The sequence below is a fragment of the Stenotrophomonas beteli genome (genome assembly GCF_001431665.1).
GTDB classification, from domain to species: domain Bacteria; phylum Pseudomonadota; class Gammaproteobacteria; order Xanthomonadales; family Xanthomonadaceae; genus Stenotrophomonas; species Stenotrophomonas beteli.
This window is the reverse complement of record NZ_LLXV01000055.1, coordinates 256,544-277,841: the sequence shown is the minus strand read 5'-3', so window position 1 is coordinate 277,841 and position 21,298 is coordinate 256,544. Positions and strand designations below refer to the sequence as shown.

At 64.5% G+C, this 21,298-nt stretch carries 22 protein-coding genes; 12 read left to right on the top strand and 10 right to left on the bottom strand.

Annotation, left to right across the window (positions count from 1 at the left end):
• Positions 1–204: 204 nt before the first annotated feature.
• Together ARC23_RS15255 and ARC23_RS15250 are read right to left on the bottom strand one after the other, a co-directional pair.
• A complete protein-coding gene (locus tag ARC23_RS15255; RefSeq protein WP_057497973.1) occupies positions 205–2,631 on the bottom strand; it encodes a DUF3772 domain-containing protein in 2,427 nt (808 codons plus the stop codon).
• 109 nt (positions 2,632–2,740) lie between these two features.
• Positions 2,741–2,989 carry a hypothetical protein gene (locus tag ARC23_RS15250; protein WP_006474562.1) on the bottom strand — a complete coding sequence of 83 codons (249 nt, stop codon included), beginning with the start codon at positions 2,987–2,989 and terminating at the stop codon, positions 2,741–2,743.
• 182 nt (positions 2,990–3,171) lie between these two features.
• On the opposite strand from ARC23_RS15250, the gene ARC23_RS15245 reads away from it, so the two are divergent.
• The 3 genes from ARC23_RS15245 to ARC23_RS15235 all read left to right on the top strand — a co-directional run bounded on the left by ARC23_RS15245 (position 3,172) and on the right by ARC23_RS15235 (position 5,530).
• On the top strand, positions 3,172–3,666 hold the full coding sequence (locus tag ARC23_RS15245) for a lipocalin family protein (RefSeq protein ID WP_053461609.1): 495 nt from the start codon (positions 3,172–3,174) through the stop codon (positions 3,664–3,666).
• Between the two features lie 7 nt (positions 3,667–3,673).
• On the top strand, positions 3,674–4,885 hold the full coding sequence (locus ARC23_RS15240) for an NAD(P)/FAD-dependent oxidoreductase (protein WP_057497972.1): 1,212 nt from the start codon (positions 3,674–3,676) through the stop codon (positions 4,883–4,885).
• A gap of 165 nt (positions 4,886–5,050) precedes the next feature.
• Complete coding sequence (locus ARC23_RS15235; RefSeq protein WP_057497971.1) at positions 5,051–5,530, top strand: hypothetical protein; 480 nt, start codon at positions 5,051–5,053, stop codon at positions 5,528–5,530.
• Positions 5,531–5,613: 83 nt separating this feature from the next.
• Here the strand turns inward: ARC23_RS15235 and ARC23_RS15230 are convergent, their stop codons facing one another.
• The gene (locus ARC23_RS15230; RefSeq protein ID WP_057497970.1) at positions 5,614–6,048 is read right to left on the bottom strand and encodes a PepSY domain-containing protein; all 435 of its coding nucleotides are present in this window, start codon (positions 6,046–6,048) and stop codon (positions 5,614–5,616) included.
• A 144-nt stretch (positions 6,049–6,192) separates the two neighbouring features.
• Between ARC23_RS15230 and ARC23_RS15225 the strand changes: the two genes are divergently transcribed.
• The 3 genes from ARC23_RS15225 to ARC23_RS15215 are packed head-to-tail and all read left to right on the top strand — an operon-like array spanning position 6,193 to position 8,458.
• Positions 6,193–6,483 carry a PepSY domain-containing protein gene (locus ARC23_RS15225; protein WP_057497969.1) on the top strand — a complete coding sequence of 97 codons (291 nt, stop codon included), beginning with the start codon at positions 6,193–6,195 and terminating at the stop codon, positions 6,481–6,483.
• Positions 6,483–7,142: a response regulator transcription factor gene (locus tag ARC23_RS15220; RefSeq protein ID WP_057497968.1), complete on the top strand. Its 660-nt coding sequence runs from the start codon at positions 6,483–6,485 to the stop codon at positions 7,140–7,142. Before ARC23_RS15225 ends, ARC23_RS15220 begins: the two co-directional genes overlap by 1 nt.
• Positions 7,139–8,458, top strand: a complete 1,320-nt coding sequence (locus ARC23_RS15215; protein WP_057497967.1) for an ATP-binding protein — start codon at positions 7,139–7,141, stop codon at positions 8,456–8,458. The genes ARC23_RS15220 and ARC23_RS15215 overlap by 4 nt, the downstream gene beginning before the upstream one ends.
• A gap of 98 nt (positions 8,459–8,556) precedes the next feature.
• Here ARC23_RS15215 and ARC23_RS15210 read toward each other — a convergent pair whose 3' ends face one another.
• Both ARC23_RS15210 and speA read right to left on the bottom strand, forming a co-directional pair.
• Positions 8,557–8,877, bottom strand: coding sequence for a DUF6122 family protein (locus ARC23_RS15210; protein ID WP_049417052.1), 321 nt, complete (start codon positions 8,875–8,877; stop codon positions 8,557–8,559).
• Between the two features lie 42 nt (positions 8,878–8,919).
• Positions 8,920–10,809, bottom strand: coding sequence for an arginine decarboxylase (gene speA, locus ARC23_RS15205; protein WP_057497966.1), 1,890 nt, complete (start codon positions 10,807–10,809; stop codon positions 8,920–8,922).
• A 192-nt stretch (positions 10,810–11,001) separates the two neighbouring features.
• Here speA and speE point away from each other — a divergent pair, with 192 nt between their 5' ends.
• A complete protein-coding gene (gene speE / locus ARC23_RS15200) occupies positions 11,002–11,856 on the top strand; it encodes a polyamine aminopropyltransferase (RefSeq protein WP_057497965.1) in 855 nt (284 codons plus the stop codon).
• Between the two features lie 124 nt (positions 11,857–11,980).
• On the opposite strand, the gene ARC23_RS15195 is transcribed toward speE, so the two are convergent.
• A complete protein-coding gene (locus ARC23_RS15195; protein WP_057497964.1) occupies positions 11,981–12,889 on the bottom strand; it encodes an aspartyl/asparaginyl beta-hydroxylase domain-containing protein in 909 nt (302 codons plus the stop codon).
• Positions 12,890–13,324: 435 nt separating this feature from the next.
• Here ARC23_RS15195 and ARC23_RS15190 point away from each other — a divergent pair, with 435 nt between their 5' ends.
• Positions 13,325–13,984 (top strand): RIO1 family regulatory kinase/ATPase domain-containing protein, encoded by a 660-nt coding sequence (locus ARC23_RS15190; RefSeq protein ID WP_057497963.1) that lies wholly within the window; start codon positions 13,325–13,327, stop codon positions 13,982–13,984.
• A 103-nt stretch (positions 13,985–14,087) separates the two neighbouring features.
• Here ARC23_RS15190 and ARC23_RS15185 read toward each other — a convergent pair whose 3' ends face one another.
• Complete coding sequence (locus tag ARC23_RS15185; protein ID WP_005411374.1) at positions 14,088–14,426, bottom strand: P-II family nitrogen regulator; 339 nt, start codon at positions 14,424–14,426, stop codon at positions 14,088–14,090.
• Positions 14,427–14,582: 156 nt separating this feature from the next.
• On the opposite strand from ARC23_RS15185, the gene ubiK reads away from it, so the two are divergent.
• Both ubiK and arr read left to right on the top strand, forming a co-directional pair.
• Positions 14,583–14,834 (top strand): ubiquinone biosynthesis accessory factor UbiK, encoded by a 252-nt coding sequence (ubiK, locus tag ARC23_RS15180; RefSeq protein ID WP_057497962.1) that lies wholly within the window; start codon positions 14,583–14,585, stop codon positions 14,832–14,834.
• A 126-nt stretch (positions 14,835–14,960) separates the two neighbouring features.
• Positions 14,961–15,395 (top strand): NAD(+)--rifampin ADP-ribosyltransferase, encoded by a 435-nt coding sequence (gene arr / locus ARC23_RS15175; protein WP_057497961.1) that lies wholly within the window; start codon positions 14,961–14,963, stop codon positions 15,393–15,395.
• Here the strand turns inward: arr and ARC23_RS15170 are convergent.
• The gene (locus tag ARC23_RS15170) at positions 15,388–15,834 is read right to left on the bottom strand and encodes a DUF4279 domain-containing protein (RefSeq protein WP_057497988.1); all 447 of its coding nucleotides are present in this window, start codon (positions 15,832–15,834) and stop codon (positions 15,388–15,390) included. The genes arr and ARC23_RS15170 overlap by 8 nt on opposite strands.
• A 542-nt stretch (positions 15,835–16,376) precedes the next feature.
• Here ARC23_RS15170 and ARC23_RS20540 point away from each other — a divergent pair.
• Positions 16,377–18,425, top strand: a complete 2,049-nt coding sequence (locus ARC23_RS20540; protein WP_080393089.1) for an SIR2 family protein — start codon at positions 16,377–16,379, stop codon at positions 18,423–18,425.
• Between the two features lie 130 nt (positions 18,426–18,555).
• Positions 18,556–20,172 (top strand): hypothetical protein, encoded by a 1,617-nt coding sequence (locus tag ARC23_RS15160; protein ID WP_152985277.1) that lies wholly within the window; start codon positions 18,556–18,558, stop codon positions 20,170–20,172.
• 223 nt (positions 20,173–20,395) lie between these two features.
• On the opposite strand, the gene ARC23_RS15155 is transcribed toward ARC23_RS15160, so the two are convergent.
• The gene (locus tag ARC23_RS15155) at positions 20,396–20,719 is read right to left on the bottom strand and encodes a hypothetical protein (protein ID WP_152985276.1); all 324 of its coding nucleotides are present in this window, start codon (positions 20,717–20,719) and stop codon (positions 20,396–20,398) included.
• A 69-nt stretch (positions 20,720–20,788) separates the two neighbouring features.
• A complete protein-coding gene (locus ARC23_RS20845; RefSeq protein ID WP_160321663.1) occupies positions 20,789–21,106 on the bottom strand; it encodes a DUF1889 family protein in 318 nt (105 codons plus the stop codon).
• Between the last annotated feature and the right edge of the window lie 192 nt (positions 21,107–21,298).

The window sequence follows — 21,298 nt, the reverse complement described above, 5'->3', positions numbered from 1 at the left end:
GCCGCGGCCAAGCCCCCATGGGTGAGGGCGCTGTGCTTGCGAAGCACTGCTTCGCAAGCGCCCGAACGCACAGCCGCCAGCGGCTGGGCCGGACCGCGGAGCGGGGTTGACGGCGTCTCCCGCAACCGCCCCCCCCCGCCAAACCACGGAATGCCCACTGTTGCTGTTGCTGTTGCTTCTGAGGTTGCCGGCCAGCGGCCGGCACTACTGCGGGTCGCGGGTGATGTGGATGTCGGTCGGCGTCGACAGCGGTATGTTCCGCTCGGCCAGGATCTGCAGCAGGCTGAAGTACAGATCGCTGCGGGTGGCATAGACCTGTCGCGGGCTGGCCACGTAGGCAAAGCTGTTGATGGTGATCTGGCCACCGCCGATGCCGTCGATGTAGACCGTCGGCGCGGGTTGTTTCAGCACGTTGGTATGTGCGCCGTAGGCCTCCAGCAGCGCCTCGCGCAGGGAGCCGACATCGGTACTGGGCGGCACCGCGAACTGGATCTGGATGCGGCCCTGGTTGTTGCCCATCGTCATGTTGCGCACGGTCTTGGTGACCAGCTCGGAGTTGGGCACGATCAACGTCGACTTGTCGCCCACCTGGATCTCGGTCGAACGCAGGCTGATGCGGCGGATGTCGCCCTCCTGGTCGCCCAGCTTCACCCAATCGCCGATCTTCACCGGCCGCTCGGCCAGCAGGATCAGGCCGGAGACGAAGTTCTGGGTGATCACCTGCAGGCCGAAACCAATACCCACCGACAGCGCGCTGACCAGCAACGCAAGCTTGCTCAGCTGCAGGCCCATGGCCGACAGCGCCCAGATCACCGCGATGATGATGCCCACGTAACGGGCAACGGTACTCACCGAATTGCGTGCGCCCAGGTCCAGCTCGGTCTTGGGCAGGTAGGTGTCGGTCAGCCAGCGCTGGACCAGCTGGGTGATCGCCAGGCCGGCCAGCAGCACCAGCACCGCCAGCACGATCCGTACCGGCTCCAGCTTCGTGCCACCGACATCGAATCCGGAGGTGAACAGCGAAAAGAAGCGCTCGACCACCGCACCGATGTTGCCGAACGGCGCCACCAGCGCCAGCAGTGCCAGCAGCACCACAATCGTGCGCAGCGCGGCCGACAGCAGTACGCCGGCCTGCTCCAGCCGCGACACACTCAGGCCGGTGCTGAGCAGGATGGTCTGGCCGACCTTGCTGTCGGCGTTGAGCATCCAGGTGCTCAGGTCATCGACGAACTTGAACAGCAGGGTCGCGGCCAGCACCACGATGCTGCCGCCGATCAGCTGCTGGTTCACGAACTTGGCAAGATTCAGGTAGCCCAGCAGGGTAGCGATGATGGCCGCCACCACTGCGATGTTGCCCGCTACCCGCGCCAGCACCAGCCAGCTGCTGCGCCGCACCGGCGTACTCGCGCCGAGGCCGTCGGCCTGTGCCTCCAGCTTGGCCTCGGCCTCGGCGGTCTGCCGGCGGTGCAGGCGCGCCAGGGTCACCAGCATGGCCATGATCAGGCCGAGGTAGGTCAGGGCAATCAGGCCGTCCAGCGCCACGGTGGTGACGTCGCTGGTACGCGTGGCCTGATCGAGCGCGACCAGCACCGTGCTCAGCCAGGCCAGCGCCGCCGCGCCCCAGGCGTACTTGCGCAGCTTCAGCGCGGCGGTGTCATCCAGGTTCAACAGCCGCCATGACGGGCGCTTGGGCACCAGCATGCAGGCACTGAGCGCGGCAATGAAGGCCGCGCGGAAGGTGGCGGTCTCCAGGCCGTCCGCCACCACCTGCAACCGCGGCGCGATCGCATCGATGGCATCCAGCGCCGCCATCAGCACCACCACGGCATAACCCGGCAGCAGCGTGCCCACCAGCAACAGCCACATGGCCAGGCCGGAGCGGCGCAGACGGCCGTCAGGGGCGCGCTCGGACGCGGCAAACCGCCGCCCCAGCGCGCGCAGCCACAGCCGCAGCGGGAACATCATCACCAGCGCAGCCAGCAGGCCCAGCAGCGGCGTGCCCCATCCATGGGTGCGGATGCCGGCGGCCAGCGTGTCGCGCCCCTGCTCGGCCAATGGCGCAACGCGGGCGATATCGATCGGCAGGCGCTCGGCCACCTTGCTCCACAACGCCGGCGACAACGGCGAGGCGACCTTCTGGCCCAGCTCTTCGGTACGTTGCGCGGTGCGCTGCTGCTCGATATCGGCGGCCAACTGCTGCGCGCGCACGGCAATGGCCTTGGCCTGCGCGACCGAAGCGGCCAGGCCGTCGCGCTGCTTGGTGATGGTGCGTCGTTGCGCGGCCAGTTCCGGCGGTTCAATAGTGCCTTCCGCAGGCGTGCCCAGCTGCGCCAGCTGTTCGCTGATCCGATCCAGCTGCGGCTGCAGCGCCTTCTCCAGCGCTTCGGCATCGCGCCGAGCCTGCGAGGCGTTTTCGGACAGCATCGCCAGCGTCTCGATCGCCTCTGCATCGCCACGCTTGCGCTCGACGTCCTTCAGGCTCGCATCGATGTCCGCCAGCTGCTGCTTCGGCGTAGGGTCCTCATCCTGCGCCAGCACCGGCGCGGACAGCAGGAAAACGCTGCACAGCAGCAGGGCCAGCCAGGGCCCGCGTTTACGGATCAATTGCAGGAAGGAAGACAAGCCAGCCACACCGGTTCGCGCGGACCACCGCGCCTGCGCGCGACTATACGGCAGCGGCGGTAAAGGGCGGATGCGCAACAGCGGCATCGAGCCGCTCGATCCGCCCCATCGGCAGTCCTCAGTACTTCAGGCGCAGCTCTTCCACCGTGGGCTGTTGCAGCGCGTACCAGTCCTGGAACTCCTCCTCGGTGATCTCATCGGGCGCATACACGGCCACCGGATGCCAGTCGTGGTCGGTCGGCAGCGGCTGGCGCGGCCCGGCGCGCAGGCTGTAGCTGACGCCCTCGTAATCGACCAGGTCATCGACCTGCGGCCACTGTTCGCGCGCGAACGCGGATTCACTCTTCAACAGGATCACCTGGTACATCGGCACCTCCACCTCGGTTGGATCAGGAAAACACGGCGCTGGCGGCAGGATACCGCCGTGCCGATGACAACGGGCATTGCGCAGGGGCGACGCAACGTTCTGGACGCGGCCATCGCCCCGGCTTCACCCGCCCATGGCGAGCCCATCGGCATCGTGGAGGCCCACCCCTGCCACCACTGCCGATGACCGACCACCCGCCGCTGAAGACCGTTGCCGACCTCAAGCTGCCGCGCTACCTGGGCACCTGGTACGAGATTGCCCGCCTGCCGATGCGCCACGAGCCGGAAGGCTGCACCGACGTATCGGCGCACTACACCCTGCTCGACAACGGCAATGTCGGCGTCACCAACCGCTGCCGCATGGATGGCGAGATCGAAGAAGCTACCGGCGAGGCCTGTGCCGTCGACAACGACAGCGCGCGCCTGGAGGTCAGCTTCCTGCCCAAGGGCCTGCGCTGGCTGCCGTTCGCCAAGGGCGACTACTGGGTGATCCAGATCGCCCCGGACTACAGCGTCTCACTGGTCGGCAGTCCCGATCGCAAGTACCTGTGGCTGCTGGCGCGCGAGCCGCGCCTGGATGCGACCGTGCAGGACCATTATCTGGCCGCAGCGCGCCTGCAGGGCTTCGATCTGTCCGAACTGATCCAGACCCCGCACACCGGCCACCCCACCGCCTGACCCGCTCATGGACCTCAAGAGTGGCTACCCCTGGTGGGCAGTGCGCAACGGGCTGCTGCAGGCCTTTCCCCCGCTGGAGCAGGATCTGCGCTGCGACGTGCTGGTGGTCGGTGGCGGCATCACCGGTGCGCTGATCGCCGACGAGCTGTCCCACCATGGCCACGAGGTGGCCGTGATCGAGCAGCGCGACATCGGCTGGGGCAGCACGGCCGCGAGCACCGCGCTGCTGCAGTACGAGATCGATACCCACCTGCTGGAACTGGCCCAGCGCTATGGCCAGGACGCTGCCGCCCTGGCCTACCTGGCCTGTGCCGATGCGATCCCGGCACTGGGTAAGGTGGCACGCGGGCTGAAGGACGTGGACTTCCGGCAGATGGACAGCCTGTACCTGGCCAGCCGCCATCGCGACGTGCCGCGCCTGATGGCCGAAGGTGCTGCGCGCCGTGGCATTGGGCTGGACGCCCGCTGGCTGGACCGCAAAGCGCTTCGCGAGCGTTTCGACGTGGATGCCGGCGGCGCCCTGCTGACCCGCCAGGCCGCCCGGGTCGATCCCTACTGTCTGACCTACGGCCTGCTCAACAGAGTGCGCCGCCGCGGCGGCCACGTGCATGACCGCACCGTGCTGCACACGCTCAAGCCTGGCGCGCAGGGGGTAACCGCGATGACCGAGGCCGGCGCCACGGTCCGTGCCCGCCACGTGGTCCTGGCCATGGGCTACGCCAACCAGCGCTGGCTGGAACAGCGGGTCGCGCGCAACCGCAGCAGCTATGCCTTCATCACCGATCCCATCGAAGCGGACGTGCTCGGCAGGCTTCGCAACACGATGGTTTGGGAAAGCGCCCGACCGTACCTGTACCTGCGCGCCACCGGCGACCGTCGCCTGCTGGTGGGTGGGCTGGACGACGCCATCGATATCCCCGCCCGGCGCGACCGGCGCGTGCAGCGCAAGGCCGAAAAGCTGATGGATCAGCTCCTGCACTGGTTCCCGCGGCTGGACCCGGTGCCCGCCTTTTCCTGGGCCGGCACCTTCGCCGAAACCGCCGACGGCCTGCCGTTCTTCGGCCCGCACGCGCAATGGGGCCCGCGGGTGCATTTCGCCATGGCCTACGGCGGCAATGGCATTACCTATTCGATGATCGGCGCGCAGCTGCTGCGGGCCGGGATCGAGCGGCGCAGGCACGCGCTGGAAGGGCTGTTCGGGTTCGGCCGGTTGCCATAGCGCCCGCCTCTTGTAGAGTCGAGCCATGCTCGACTGCTGTTGGCAGATGCAATCGAGCATGGCTCGACGCTACGGGGCACCGACAGGCATCATTCAAGCAACCCCTGCTAGCGTCGGCCTGTACCGCCGCGAATTGCGTGGCCACCTGTCCGCTGGAGCGCCGTCATGATCCGCCCCCTGACCCTGCTGCTGTGCCTGGCCCTGCCGGGAACCGTGCTGGCCCAGTCCGCCGCTGGCGCCACCGCGCCGCAGGCCGCCGGCCTGGACCTGACCCTGCCGCAGGCGCCGATGCGCTACCTCAACGATCCGTCCGTGCAGCAGGATCCGCCCGGTACCTATTACGGCGACAAGAGCGGCCCGCGCGTGCACGACGATGCGAAGATCGCCGACGTGACCGACGACAAGGTCAAGGTGTCCGGCAGCTTCACTACCGGCATCGGCTATTCCAAGGGCGGCGGCAACAGCCACTACAACGCGGCCACGCTGAACCTGAGCAAGAACTACACCACCGATGAAGGCAAGACCCACGGGGTCAACCTCAACATCCACGTCAGTGAAGGCAAGGGCCCGGGCTTCTTCGGCCCCTATGGCGGCTACTACGGCCGTGGTCCGGGCTGGGATTACCCGCCGCCGTACGGCTGGTAAGCCAGCCCCTGTAGAGCCAAGCCCATGCTCGGCTACGGTTGGCCGCAAAGCCGAGCATGGGCTCGGCTCTACAGAGGCCAACGTCAATCCAGCCAGCCATCGCGCTCGCTGTGCAGGATGCGGCCGTCGTAGCCGCTCAGGCGCACCTCTACCTTCTGGTTGCGGGCATTGCGGGCTTCCAGCGACCAGGTCGCACCATCGCGTTCCAGCGAATGGATCTCGCGCAGGCCATGCGACTGCGCCCGTGCCAGCACCTGCTCGGTAGTCAGCAGCGCGCGGCCGCTGTGCTCATCGAAAATCTCGCCGCTTTTCGGATCCACATAGACCTCGCTGAAGCGGCCATCGGCGCGGCTCACGTCGGCCTCCCACAGGCCATCTTCGCGTTCAATCTCGTGGATCTGGGTGTAGCCGGCCTTGCGCAGGGCCTGTTCGGCCTGGGCCAGGCCCAGCGGCGCGGCCTGCACGGCCGGCGCGAGCAGCAGGGCGGCAACGGTGGCCAGGGTGAGCGACTTCAACATGGGGTTCTCCTGTTCGTGGCCGGACCATCCCGGCAACGCCACGATGCCCGCCCGGGTTAACAGCGCCCTAGCCACGGCTGTTAGCCAACGGTTAGTCGCCATCGGCACACTCGCGCCCGTTCCCCTTCTCTTCCGGCGTGCGCGATGCTCTCCACCCTGCCCTTGCTGCTGGCCCTCTCTGGCCCCCTGGTCGCGGTCGCGCCCATGCAGGACCCTGCCCAGCAGGTCGCACGCCGCGCGGTGCAGGAGGGCCGCTACGTGCCGCTGGAAGGCGTGGTCCGCGATGCTCTGCGGCGCTACCCCGGGCAGCTGCTGGAAGTGGAGCTGGACGACGGCGTCTACGAGGTGGAGATCCTGCGTGGTGACGGCGTGGTGGTGGAGCTGGACTATGATGCGCGCAATGGAAAGCTGCTGAAGACGGAGCTGGACGACTGATGCGTATCCTGCTGGTCGAGGACGATGCCGCGCTGGTGCAACGGCTGGTGCCGTTGCTGGAACAGGCCGGCTATGTGGTGGCGACAGCGCCCGACGGGCGCCAGGCCGAGGAGATCGGCCAGATCGAGGAACTGCAGGCGGCCATCGTCGATCTCGGCCTGCCTGGGCTCGATGGGCTGAGCGTGATCGAGCGCTGGCGCGGCAACGGACGCCACTTCCCGGTGCTGGTGCTGACCGCGCGCGGGCGCTGGCACGACAAACTGGCCGGCTTCGATGCCGGCGCCGACGACTACCTCACCAAACCCTTCCAGGCCGACGAGCTGGTGCTGCGCCTGCGCGCGCTGATCCGCCGCAGCCACGGCCACGCCAGCCCGCGCCTGCACTGCGGCCCGTTGCAGCTGGACGTCAACGGCGGGCGCTTCGAGCTGGACGGCCAGCCGTTGGCACTCAGCCCGCAGGAATTCCGCCTGCTCAGCTATTTCATCCACCACGCCGGCCAGGTGATCGGCCGCGACCGGTTGGGCGAGCAGGTCTTCGAGGGTGGCCTGGATCCGGATTCCAACGCGCTGGATGTCCTGCTGGGGCGGGTGCGCCGCAAGCTCGGCGCCGAGCTGATCCAGACCGTGCGTGGCCAGGGCTGGCGGCTGGCCGCGCCATGACCCGGCAACCCTCACTGCGGCGCCGCCTGCTGCTGGCCGGCGGCCTCGGCCTGATCCTGGTCTCGGTGCTGGCCAGCGCCCTGCTGGGCGAACTGTTCAAGCGAAGCGCGCGCGACCGCCTCGACCACGAACTGCAGCAGGACATGCTGACCCTGGTGGCGCAGATGGAAGTGTCCGCCGACGGCCAGCTGCAGCTGCGCCAGGAACCGAACGACGCGCGCTTCCAGCGGGTGTTCTCCGGCGCCTACTGGCAGATCGCCGATGCCGGCGGGCGGGTGCTGCTGCAGTCACGCTCGCTGTGGGACCAGACGCTGGCCGCCGCTGCCGATGGCGCGGCAGAACGCAACCTGCCCGGGCCGATGCAGCAGTCGCTGCGGGCCAGGGTGCAGCAGGTACGCCTGCCGCGCGCACAGGCGCCGTTCGTCGCCGTGGTCGCCAACGACCGCAGCGCCCTGGACGCCGACGTCGCCACCTTCCGCCAGCGCAGCTTCATCGCCCTGGGCGTGCTGGTGGCCGCGTGGCTAGCGGTGCTGGCCAGCCAGATCCAGTTCGGCCTGCGCCCGCTGCGCGGGCTGGGCCAGCAACTCGAGCGCATCCGCCGCGGCGAGGCCGAACGCATCGACCGTGACCGGCTGGACCGCGAGATCGTGCCGCTGGCCGATGAGCTTGATGCCCTGCTCGATCACCACCAGCGCATGGTCGCGCGCGCGCGCAGCAGTGCCGAAGACCTGGCGCATGCACTGAAGACGCCGTTGAGCGTGCTGGCGGCCGAGGCCCAGGGAGAAGGCCGCGACTGGCGGCGCACCCTGCACGAGCAGAGCGCACGCATGCGTGCCAGCATCGACCGCTATCTGGCCGCCGGGCTGGCGGTGGACCATCGGCAGCGCAGCGAGGTGGCCCCGGCCGCCGAGGCCTTGTGCCGGCTGATGACCCGCGTGCATGCCGGGCGCCACATCCGCTTCCACATGGATGTTGCCCCGGGCCTCACCTTTGCCGGCGCCAGCACCGATCTGGAAGAAATGCTGGGCAACCTGCTGGACAACGCCGGCAAGTGGGCGCGCAGCGAGGTGCGCCTGCGCGCGCTGGCCCAGCAGGATCGCCTGCATATCGAAGTGCGCGACGACGGCCCCGGGCTGGACAAGGCGAAGCTGGAAAGCGTGCTGCAACGTGGCGTGCGCCTGGACGAACGCGTGGAAGGCAGCGGCCTGGGCCTGGCGATTGCGGCCGAGATCGCCGCCAGCCATGGCGGTTCACTGCGGCTGTCGAACGAGAACCCGGGGCTGCGCGCGCGGCTGGAACTGCCGCTGGCGGGGTGATCGCCGGGCGCGGCCAGAACAGCAGCCGAGCGTGGGCTCGGCTCTACACAGGGCATCAACGCGGCGCATATTCCTGTAGCGCCGAGCCGGTGCCCGGCTCAGCGGTGGTGCATCCACCAGCAGTCGATCGCGTCCAGCACGATGTGGATGATCAGACCGATACCCACCAGCCGCGTCTTCTTCGGCACGCACAGGCCCGCGTAGACCGCGATGGCTGGCGCGGTATGCAGTGGGTGGAAACCGATGCTGCAGCGGTTCGGCGCGTAGATCGGGTCGGCCAGCAGATGGTCCAGGTCGATGATCCAGCCCAGCAGCATCAACAACCACGCCGAGGCGAAACGCTTGCGCCAGAACAGCCATGCCAACAGGGCTGGCACGGCGGCATGCAGGAACAGGTGGAAGATCGCGCGTGCGCTCATGGCAGCGGTAGCGCCGGGCCAGGCCCGGCGTTCCCTTGGAGATCAGACCAGCGGTTCGTCGGACAGGTAGGTATAACCGGTCAGGCCCGCTTCCAGCGCCTGCGACAGTTCCTGCGCCCGTTGCGGCGAAAGGCCGGCCGCCGCCACGCGCTGGGCATAGGCCGCACGCAGGTCGTCCAGCTTGTACCCCACGTAGTCCAGCATCACGTCGGTGGTATCGCCACGGCGCTGCTGGGTGATCGCGTAGCCATCGGCATCGGCCAGCACTTCCACCGCGTCGGTATCGCCGAACAGGTTGTGGATGTCGCCCAGGATTTCCTGGTAGGCGCCGACCATGAAGAAACCGATGCGGTAGCTTTCACCGTGCTTGATCGCGTGCAGCGGCAACGAGCTGTCCAGGCTCTCGTTCTCGACGTAGGTCTTGACCATGCCGTCCGAATCGCAGGTCATGTCGGCGATGATGCCGCGACGGTCCGGCGTTTCGTTCAGGCGCTCGATCGGCACGATCGGGAACACCTGGTCGATCGCCCACGCATCGGGAATCGACTCGAACACGCTGAAGTTGACGAAGTACTTGTCGACCAGGCGCTCGTTCAGCTCATCCAGCGCCGGGCGATGGCTCTTCTCGTCATAGCTCAGGCGCGCGCGCACGCCGTGGGCGATGGCATAGAACAGATCGTCGATGCGCGCACGCTGCGGCAGGTCGATCTGGCCCAGCGCGTAGCTGGCCAGGCCTTCGGCGTGGAAGTGCTGCGCTTCCTGGAACAGTTCCACCGCCGGGCGCACGTCCAGTTCCTCATGGATCTCGCGCAGGTGACGGATCGCCGCCGGCTCGTCGTCGTGCTGGTCCGGCACGCGGCCTTCCTGCGCCTGCTCCACTTCAGAGACATTGGCGATCAGCACCGCGTGGTGCGCGGTCATCGCGCGGCCGCACTCGGTGACGATACGCGGCGGGGTCAGGCCATGTTCTTCGCAGGCGTTGGCCAGCGGCTGCACGATGTTGCTGGCATAGGAATGCAGGCCGTAGTTGATCGAGCAGAAGCTGCGCGAACGGGTGCCTTCATAGTCCACGCCCAGGCCGCCACCCACATCGACGTGGGTGATCTTCGCGCCCAGCTGTGACAGCTCGACGAAATAGCGGGTGGCTTCGCGCATGCCGTTGGCGATGTCGCGCACGTTGGAAATCTGCGAGCCCATGTGGAAGTGCAGCAGGCTCAGGCAGTCGGCGTACTCGGTATCGCGCAGCGACTTCCACAGGTCCAGCAGCTGGCGCGGGGACAGGCCGAACTTGGCCTTGTCGCCACCGCTGTTCTGCCACTTGCCGGCGCCCAGCGAGGCCAGGCGCATGCGCACGCCCAGGCCCGGCTTCACGTCCAGTGCCTTGGATTCCTCCAGCACCAGCTTCAGCTCGGACGGCTTCTCGATGACGATGAAGGTCTGCAGGCCCAGCTTGCGGCCGATCAGGGCCAGGCGGATGTACTCGCGGTCCTTGTAACCGTTGCAGACAATCAGGCCACCGGGGCGCGACAGCGCCAGCACCGCCATCAGCTCGGGCTTGCTGCCCGCCTCCAGGCCGAAGCCCTCACCATGGTGGCTGGCCAGGGTGCCGGCCACGCCGCGGTGCTGGTTCACCTTGATCGGGTAGACCGCGGTGTAGCCGCCGCTGTAGTCCCAGTCCTGCTGGGCCTGGGCGAAGGCCGCCTGCAGCTTGCCCAGGCGCTGGCCGAGGATGTCCGGGAAGCGCACCAGCAGCGGCAGCTTGGCACCGGCCGCGCGCGCGGCGTCCACCACCTTGGGCAGCGACACCACCGGGCCATCGGCCCCGGTCGGTCTCACCACCATGTGCCCAGCCTGATCCACATCGAAATAACCATCCGCCCAATGCGGGATCGAGTAGGTCTTGCGGGCTTGGTCGAGGGACCAATCGGTCATTGCAGTCGGCCTTGTGGCAAATAAAAGGGGGGGCATGATAACGCCTATATGCCCACAGGTTCGTTATCATGCGCGCCCGCGCCCGTGGCAGGTCTGAACCTGAACGGGCCGATCCGTCCGGATGTGGCATCTGTGCCACGCGGCCCCGCCCGCCAGCCCGGCTTTACCCCCTCCGAACAGGACCGTACTTCCATGACTGACAGCAACAACTGGTACATCGAACACTTCGAGCGCACCGGCTCGGCCATCGGCTACCGCATCACCGGCAAGCTGGACGAGGTGCAGTCGCCGTTCCAGAAGATCGAAATCTTCCAGACCACCGACTGGGGCAACCTGATGACCATCGACGGGGCCATCATGCTGACCAGCAAGGACAACTTCTTCTACCACGAGATGATCAGCCACCCGGTGCTGTTCACCCACGCCGCACCCAAGCGCGTGGTGATCATCGGTGGCGGCGACTGCGGCACCCTGCGCGAAGTGCTCAAGCACAGCGGCGTGGAGAGCGTGACCCAGTGCGATATCGACGAGCAGGTGACGGTGATGGCGCGCAAGCACTTCCCGGAACTGTGCGACTCCAACGACGACGCCCGCGCCGAGCTGCTGTTCGACGACGGCGTGGCCTACATGGCCAACTGCCCGGCCGGCAGCGTGGACGTGGTGATCGTCGATTCGACCGACCCGGTCGGCCCCGGCGAAGGCCTGTTCAACAAGGCCTTCTACGAGAGCTGCTTCAAGGCCCTGAAGGACGACGGCATCCTGGTGCAGCAGTCCGAGTCGCCGCTGATGCAGCTGGAACTGATCAACGAAATGCGCGCCGAGATGGGCAAGGCCGGCTTCGGTTCGTTCAAGACCCTGCCGTTCCCGCAGCCGTGCTACCCCACCGGCTGGTGGAGCGTGACCATGGCGCGCAAGGGCGAAAGCGGCTTCGACTTCCGCCAGGCGGACTCGGCCGCCAAGACCTTCAACACCCTGTACTACACCGCCGCGCTGCATACCGGCGTGCTGGTGACCCCGCCGTTCGTTCAGGCGGCACTGAAGGGCTGATCCAAACAAGAAACCCGCGCTGGCAGCAGCGCGGGTTTCTGCGTTCTGTAGAGCCGAGCCCATGCTCGGCTGCTCTTCGGACAGGTTGCGATAAATCAAGCCGAGCATAGGCTCGGCTCTACAGTCACAGCGCCCAGATACCGGCAATCACCGCCACCACCAGGCCCCACTTGATCACCTGGTAGGCCACCACGCTGCGCTCGCGCAGCGCCTTGGCCTTCAGGCGCACCTTGTACAGGCCACCGAAGGCCTTGTTGACGCCACCGGTCGGGTCACCCGGCAGGTTCGGCGAGGCGCCACCGGCCAGCAGCGTGGCCGCCACCGCGCGGTTGAACAGCCCCGGCAGGCCGAAGCGCAGCGGGCGGGCGATGTCGCAGAACAGAATCACGCGGTCCTGGTCGGTCTCGTTGTGCGCATGGTGGATGTAGGTCTCGTCGAACATCATCCACTCACCATCGCGCCAGCTCTTCTTCACCCCGTCCACCACGATGTAGCAGCCATCGTCGTTGGGCGTGCTCAGGCCCAGGTGCAGGCGCAGCGAACCGGCGAACGGATCGCGGTGCGGGCGCAGTTCGCTGCCCGGCGGCAGCTGCGCGAACATCGCCGCGCGCACATCGGGAATGGATTCGATCAGCGCCACGGTCTTCGGGCACATGGCCTTGGCCGACGGGTGCGACGGGCCGTACCACTTCAGGTAGAAGCGCTTCCAGCCACGGCGGAAGAACGAATTGAAGCCGGCATCGTTGTAGCTGCTGGAGGCGGCGATCTTCTGCGCATCGCGCAGCGCCAGCGCCTCGTCGCGGATCACCTGCCAGTTCTGGCGCAGCGGCTCCAGCTGCGGCAGCTCCTTGCCCGGGTCCAGGAACGGCGTGGTCGGCACCTTCGAGAACAGGTACATGATCACGTTGATCGGGGCCATGAAACTGGAATGGTCCAGCAGCTGGCGCGACCAGCGCGCACGCACCTTGCCGCGGAAATGGATGTACAGCACGCAGGCGACGAACAGCACTGCAAGGACGATCTTGATGGTCAAAGCACTTTCCTCCAGCCGTGGCCGGAACGGGAAACGGGGGGCGATGCACGGCCTGGCGGCCAGCACCGGTGGGGAACGCGGCAGGGAGCGGGGACGTGCCGAAGGGGGGCGGCCGCCGATGTCGCGGATTAACAGCTTATGGTCGGCAGGGCGTGCGCCGGGGTCAAGCGGGGCGTGCGCCGCATTCAGCCCAGCGCCCTCGGGGTGCCGGCGATTCGACGCAAGTGATTGATCATCAATGACCTGCAGGACAAGTGAGACATAATTGTCCGATCAGGCGCGACGAACTGTTCCAGCCACGACCCCGACATTTCTCCGACAAATCGTGGAATACCGAACTGGCGGGTACTAAAATTAACGAAAGCTTAGTAACTCCCTGTAACACCGGTTCGCTTGACGCTCTGCGCCACCCACCGGGTCGTCCGAGACCCCGACATGTATCTTCCTGCCCTGCCCCCCTCCTCCTGCGGCGATGACGCCGCCGGCCCGCTGCTGCTCAAGCGCGGCGAACGCTTCCTCGCCCCCGATGTCTATCGCACCTGCCTGGACGGGCGCGAGGCGGTGGTCAAGGATTACTCCCGCTATCGCGGCACCCCGGTCTCGCTGATCGCCCGGCTGATGGTGCGCCGCGAGGCGCGCATGCTGCAGCGCCTGGGCGGGTGGAAGCACGCCCCGGCCCTGCTCGGTACCCTGGGCGGGCTGGCGCTGGGCATGGAGTTCATCCCCGGCCAGACCCTGAGCACGGCACAGGCCGTCGGCAACGAGGTGTTCGAGCAGCTGCAGCACGCGCTCAGCCGCCTGCACGCCGCCGGCATCACCCACAACGACCTGCACGGCACCAACGTGGTGGTCAGCGGTGGCGTACCGGTGCTGCTGGACTTCACCTCGGCCTGGCGCGCCCCGCGCTGGCTGCGGCGCAACCCGCTGAGCCGGCAGATGCGCCGCAGCGACATGAAGAACCTGCTGAAGATCCGCCAGCGCGTGACCGGCCAGGCGCCGAGTGCCGCACAAGCCGCACTGGTGGCCGACCCGGGCTGGGTGGCCGCTGTGCGCCAGGGCTGGAAGCGGTTCTATACGTGGGCCAAGCGCCGGTAAATGCTTTGCTTTGGTAGGGGTCGAGCTTGCTCGACCGCACTACCTGCATCACGCGAAATGCAGCCGAGCATAGGCTCGGCTCTACAACATGCCGCCGAACGGGTTACAGCGCGTCCGCGTCCAGTTCACCGGTACGGATACGCACCACGCTGCCCAGATCGTACACGAACACCTTGCCATCGCCGATCTTGCCGGTGCCGGCTGCCTTCACGATGGCTTCGACCACAGCCTCCACCTGGTCGTCGGTCACCGCCACTTCCAGCTTCACCTTGGGCAGGAAATCGACCACGTATTCCGCCCCCCGGTACAGCTCGGTATGGCCCTTCTGGCGACCGAAGCCCTTCACTTCCGTCACCGTGATCCCGGTAACCCCGCGCTCGGCCAGCGCTTCGCGCACGTCGTCGAGCTTGAACGGCTTGATCACCGCCATGACCATCTTCATCGTCGATCTCCTGTATTCCGGCGTGGAGGATAGCGCCTGAACGCGGCCCGTGCGAAACCCCTGCCGCCTGTTCGCAGCCCCGGGGCCGGCAGTATCCTTAGGCCTGAACGCCCTGCCCGCGCAGGATGCACGGGCCCTACCCCCACGGAGCACACCATGATCGACCTGAACCAAATCGATGACCTGGCGCGTCGCCTCAGCGACATGGTGCCGCCGGGCCTGCGCGAATCGCGCGAGGAACTGCAGGCCACCTTCAAGAGCGCGCTGCAGGCAGGCCTGGCCAAGCTCGACCTGGTCACCCGCGAGGAGTTCGAAGTGCAGCGCGCCGTGCTGCTGAAGACCCGCGAAAAGCTGGACGCGCTGGAAAAGGCCGTACGCGAGCTGGAAGGCCGCAGCGCCGCAGAATGAAAAAAGGAGGCGCACGGCGCCTCCCACTTACAGAGTATTTCGCGTATGGGGCCTTGCCGCAAGGCCCTTGCGGCGCCCTAGACTCGCCGGCCTGTCAATCCGGCAGGACAGTGAGGGGCAGTGCCGATGGCACAGGACACCGAATGGACACCCGTTACGCATGACACCTGCGACCAGGTCGCCGGGCCGTTCTATCACGGCACCCGCGCCGATCTGCCGTTGGGCGAGTTGCTGAGCGCGGGCTTCACGTCCAACTATCGCGACAGCGTGGTGATGAACCACATCTACTTCACCACGATTGCCAAAGGCGCCGGGCTGGCCGCGGAAATGGCCCGGGGTGAAGGGCGGCCGCGTGTGTACATCGTCGAGCCGACCGGTCCGTTTGAGGACGATCCGAACGTGACCAACAAGAAGTTTCCCGGCAACCCGACGCGGTCGTACCGAAGTGCGCAGCCGCTGCGGATTGTGGGGGAGATTACCGAGTGGGAGCTCTACGACGCGGAGTTCATCCGGCAGTTGAAGGCGTTTGTTGCTTCGGGCAGTGGGGAGATCATCAACTGATGAGCGCTTGGCGCGGGGCCGTGGGCTCTTCGTCATCGGCATCGTAGATGTCCAGCCCGAGTTCGATGCCGCGCTGCCCCAGGGCGAGCAGCGCACGCGGCGAGAGCGAGACACCATCGTTGCCGCTGCCCATGAAAAGGCCACAGAACAGGTTCGGCCGGAACGGTGCCAGAGACTGCCATGCAGCGAGATCGCCGGTGAGCTGATCGAGGATCTCGAAGATCTGCGCTTCCAGATCCTCAGGCTCACGCCGTGCCGCACTGAGTCGCCAGCTTCCAGTGCTGGCAATGCGCAGGGTGCCGGGTTGGCTGCCTGTGAATTGCTGGCTCTTGTGATGCGAAGCGGTTGGGCTCGCGCCGAGCAAGGCAGTGATCGCGGCTGGAACGAGGTCATCCCCGAAGAACCGGAGGGTTACCAGGGAGTGATCGAATACGGTCATCTGGTTCTCAGTGGCGTGCGCTCTGTTGATGTTGGCTTTCGGCCAGGAGCGCACGCATGACGTCATATCTTCCAGACTTCGCTTCCCGACGGAAAGTCACCTCTATCGACGTCCGTCAGGAACAGAACTAACTTGTATCCAACGAGTCGAGAATAGACGAGCCTGAGCTTGGCCAAAGCTGCGATCAATGATCCGTCAGGCCGCTCGACAAGATCGGAGTACTACTTCTCGCACTCCGGTTGCGATCGCGCAAGCTCAGGCACTAACGCCAGACCCTGATCCTTGAGATCGAAACAGTCTTCCATCTTAAGAAGTAGCTCCCCATCTGCTTCCGCCAGTACCGTCCTGGGCCGAAAGCAAACCTATGCACTGCTGGCCGATCTGCCAAGCTCTAAGGCACCGTTCTCGGCGGATAGCTGCCGCCGCCCCCCACTACATCCATTTAGGCCAACCCGCAAAGTGGTATCTGAACGCCAAGAACTCTGTGGCCCGAGAGCCCGACTATCGGCTTAGTATGGGCATCAACGCCTCAGGAGGCTGATATGCCCAAGTTCGTCAAAGGAGGTCCCGTCGTTCCAGATGAGCTGGTTCAGTCGCTTGAGGATGATCGTGTAGTGATCTTCTGTGGTGCGGGCATCTCAATGGGGGCTGGGCTCCCGAGCTATGTAGGCTTGGTCAAGTACTGCTATGAGGACCTTGCCGAGACCCTCCCTCCAACGAAGGCATCAGATTGGCTCTGGCCCGATCGTATGCTGGGGAGTCTCGAGGGCAAGTTCGGAAGAGCGCAGGTACGAGACGCTGTCCGCAGATGTCTTTCTGCGGCGCCAACTTCGCTAGACATGCACAAAGCCATTCTTCGACTCGCGAAGCTGCGTGGCGAAGCTGGTGTTCGGCTCGTTACGACGAACTTCGATACATTGTTTGAGCAAGCAAGCACCACATGGAAGTTCGGCAAGGACCTTCACTCTGGGCCCATCCTACCAATCCCGCGCAACGACAAGGCAGTAACCTGGCGCAGCGTGGTCTACTTGCATGGGCGACTGGACGAAGCGGGTGCCAACGAGCATCTTGTCATGACGAGTGCTGATTTCGGGCGCTCCTATTTGACCGATGCATGGGCTGCAAGATTCGTCGCTAGGCTCTTTAGCGACTTCACTGTGCTCTTCATTGGATACAGCCTTAACGATCCCGTGCTTCGTTACATGACGGATGCCTTTGCCGCCGAGAACTCATCGTCGCGCGTGGCGTCCAAGCGCTCGCCGGCATATATCTTTGTGCCGCACAAGGGAAGAGGGGATCCGGACGATACACCCTACGGCCATCGTAATCTCAGGCCAATTTTCTACCGAGAAACCAAAGATCATCGGCATCTTCGGAACACGATCATCGGGTGGGCCGATGCTCGGGAAGACTACCTCAAGAACACGCTCGGTCTAATCGCACGGACTGCTCCTAAGCGCCCATCCACCATCAACCCAAGCGATGTCGCGAACCTCGTCTGGGCTGTGTGTGGGCGATCAAGTGACGCAGGCCATGGAGCCAAGGTATTCGCAGACATGAGGACGCCCCCACCCATTGAATGGTTTGACGAGTTCGAGCTTCGTGAGATTGACATTCTGGCAATCCACGAGAAAGCGGAAAAAGCGGCGCGAGACGAGGGCGATTACCCACCTCCCTACCCGAGTCTGATCATTGAACCGCTGTTCCCTCGGGTGCATGACGCTCGCCTCGCACGACTGCCGCCGCAATCGGAGCATTTGGCGCGCTGGCTCGCACAGCTCATTGGCGACTACGGCCTAGCGTCACGTGTGATTCAAAAGCTAGCCAACCATAGAATCTTGCACCCGTTCCTGGTGCAGCAAATTCGGATATCTCTTTCTCAGACGACTGACATAAAGCCCGGACTGTCGAAGCTCTGGAGACTGATCGTATCCCCCTCTGAGGATACCTTGGCGCTAGGGCGGCTGTTCCCCTTCGGGTTGAAGGTACCCGAGACGGTCACCGAAGGACATGAAGCTTTGGCATTCAAGGTCGATCTGCTCGCAGCGCTACGTCCATCCATATCGCTCTCGCAACCATTCAAGTCGTCGCGCCCTGACTTCAATCCGAGTTCCGAGGGCGAAGAAGAGAAATCGAGAGGGACACGATTGTCCGAAGTGGTCAACGCGGAGTTAACTATTCCTGGCGATGCCCAGGTTGATCACCTCGTTAAACGAATCCTGGCGCACAAAGACTCCGCCGTCTTTGCAGCATCTATCCTAAACGAGCTCACCGTGCTACTGAGGCGAACTGGCGACCTATTCGGCCTTATCGAGAAAGCACCCGCGGGGACCGACATCTCCGTCTTTCACCGTCCTTCTATCGTTCCGCACGCGCAGAACCGCGACTACGAGAATTGGACTCTGATAATCACGCTGATCTGGCATGGCTGGCAGCACATTGACTCGGTTGATCCAGTCGCGAGTCGCCGATTCATCGGCGAGTGGCTCAGCAGCGAGATCATCGTTCTTCGCAGGCTGGGTATTGCTGCGCTTAACCACACCGCTGAATTCACTTGGCACGAAAAGATGGAGCATCTCCTCAATGGCTAGTGCACCTGCACTTTGGGAGCCCTCGGCAAGGAAGGAGGTCTATGACCTCTTGGTCGCGTTATGGCCCCGCTTGGAAGAAGAGGATCGTACTACCTTGATAATGCGGATCGTGGGTGGCCCACCGACATGGATGTACGACCATCTGTCCCAGGCTGATAGAGATCAGCTCTGCGCGCGGCGCGTATTCGAGCAATTGCGGATCATGCAACGCTCAGACCCTGAACGGCCACATGCCGCGCTGGAAGCGGAGCTTGCACGCTTGCGCAACATCTATCCTCAGTGGGATGTCGCTCCAGGCGATCAGGCCCACTTCCCGTTCTACAGCCAGTCAGGCTGGCGCACTCCAGACTCCGTGGACGACGAAGTACGACTGCAGTCCATGACCGCGGCTGAGATTGTCGAAGAACTAATTACGGGTTCGCGGGAAGATGCGCTTGATGACTGGCGACAAATGGTCGCGAGCGACTGGGATAGGATGATGGCGGTGCTTCGAGGCGTGACGGAGCGAACCGGGCACGACTCCGAACTCTGGACGGCGACGCTCTGGGGGCTTCGCACTAAGGCTGCGACCCCAACATCCGGCGAGGATGTGCTTAGCCTGGTCGCTGGCATGGACGACCAGGTGGCACGTGATCCCAGTGTTTCTGCGGCCGCCGCATATTTATTGGAGTCGGCGGCTTCCTCCGCGCAGTTTTCCGAAATGTCGCAGGAAGACTTTTGGCGGGCATTTGACGCTGTGTTGCCAGGTGTCGCTCAGGACGATGCCAATTCGCGCCATCCAGAAGATCACGACTGGGTCGCTGTCGCCATCAACACATCAATGGGCAACCTGACACTTGCCTTTCTCAACGCTTTGTTCGCCCGGCGTCAGGTAGTCGGTGGAGGTATCCCAGCGGATCTGACTGAGCGATTTTTCAATCTACTCGGGACCGGGGAGGCACGCCACCGTCCTGCCCGCATCGTCTTTGCCTCGCGTCTTTCCTATATCTTTGCGATTGATCCCGATCTCACGCGCTTGCATCTTCTACCCAACTTCATGTGGGACCGTGACGAAACCGAAGCTCTCGCAGCTTGGCAGGGATTTGGTTGGCAACCTCACCTCGATCCATTGCTATGGAACGAGATCAGGACGGACTTCCTTGCCTGCTTCCAAGAGGATCGGATCAGTCAACTGGGTAGGACCGTTGGCTCTCTGGCCCAGGCTTTGGCTGCCGCTGGGCTCTACATCGGACTTGACGATTTACCCCGCCAGGCTACACAGAATGCTATCAGCCGGATGGATCCTGAGACCCGTGCGGGCATGCTGCACTGGATCGTGGGTGCGCTTCGACGAGCGGAAGGCCGAGAAGTTGGTCCGGACGCGGTTTGGACTGAGAAGGTAAAGCCTTGGATACTGAGGTTCTGGCCCCGTGACCCAAAGATCAAGAGCACTGCAGAAGCCCGTCCGTGGGTAGAGATGGCGCTTGCAACGAGCGATGCATTCGAGGACGCCGTAGCGACAGTGGAGAAGTTCATACGCCCAGACAATAGCGACTTCGTACTCGGTGAGCTGGCGGCCTCAGGACATGTGGACGCGCACCCGCGGCTTGCGTTGAGGCTTATGGATGCATTTCTTTCACCAAATGGTCAGTTCTGGTCCTTCGAAGAGTTGAGAGTCGTGTTAGACAGAATCTTGGCTTCGGACCCCACGCTTCGCGATGAGCCAGCTTTTGTTCGATGGGATGGCTTTGAACGAGCCCGCGCTTAGCGATTGCGGGCGTGGCTGACAAGCGAATTGTATTGCTGACACCAAATGTGGAGCTCGTGAATCTGTTGCGTGGACGTGTCCGCCTTTCGTTGGGGGCAGCAAGTGGAGCTAAGGTGCCCCTCCGGCACCGGACTACGTCCACTCTTGGCAGAGGAACGGACAGTCTCAAAGCCCAGGTCAATCCGCTCCACGAAATGGGCCCGACTTGAAAGGACTGCCAGGCTCACCCCCGATACTCCAGCGTTACATAGCTACGGCCGGCAGCCTTCTCCAGCAGGACAATCAGCCGATCATTGAGCTTAAGGTAGCTTGGGAGGCTGCGACCGACACCAATGAGGCGGATCTGGGAATACTCACCAAATCCGGCAGTGCCATGATAGATCTCGGCCTCATACCGCTCCCCATGCGGGAGCGTGACTAAGACCAGCTTGTGATCGAGTTCGAGGCGGAGCAATTCATCATGGGCAAGCTGACTCTTTGGGATGGTGATTGGATGGCCAGAAGCGTGCAGAAACGATCGGTTTGCCGTGAACTCGAAGCTCGCCACATGTCCTCCAATGAGGCGCAAGGCCGAAGTAAAGCCGGGCCGTGAAACGGCCTCGGCTTGAATGAACTGTCAGGCTTTGCCCGATGCAATTTCGGCCTTGAGTCTCTCGACAGTTGGCTCCCCCCAGTCACGGGGATGCTTGATAACGACCCGGCCACCATTGCCAATTCGTTCTGCCAGCTCGGCAAGAGATCTGGCATGACGTTCGGGCCAGCCATTGGCCGAGGCAAGAGCCTCTACAGTTGCATGGGTTAACGGTACTCCTTCCGCATGGAGTGCCTTGAACAGCTCCTTGGCACGGGCCTCATCCAGCGGGTGGGTGATACCTGTTGCAACATTGACAGTGGAGGTCAATACACCGATGGAGCGTTCCAATAGTTCAGACAATTTCTGCTCTCCAATTAGGACCAATCATCATTTAGGTGGACCCGTAGGTCCAGTCATGCAGACTACCCTCAGAGCATCGCGTGAGGGCTTTCGCCTCGATGATGCTCGATCTTAGGGCGACTGAGTGCAACCAACAAGCCAGCGTATTGCCGGACCCAGCGTCCCGCTCAATGACCATTCAAACCTCGCACG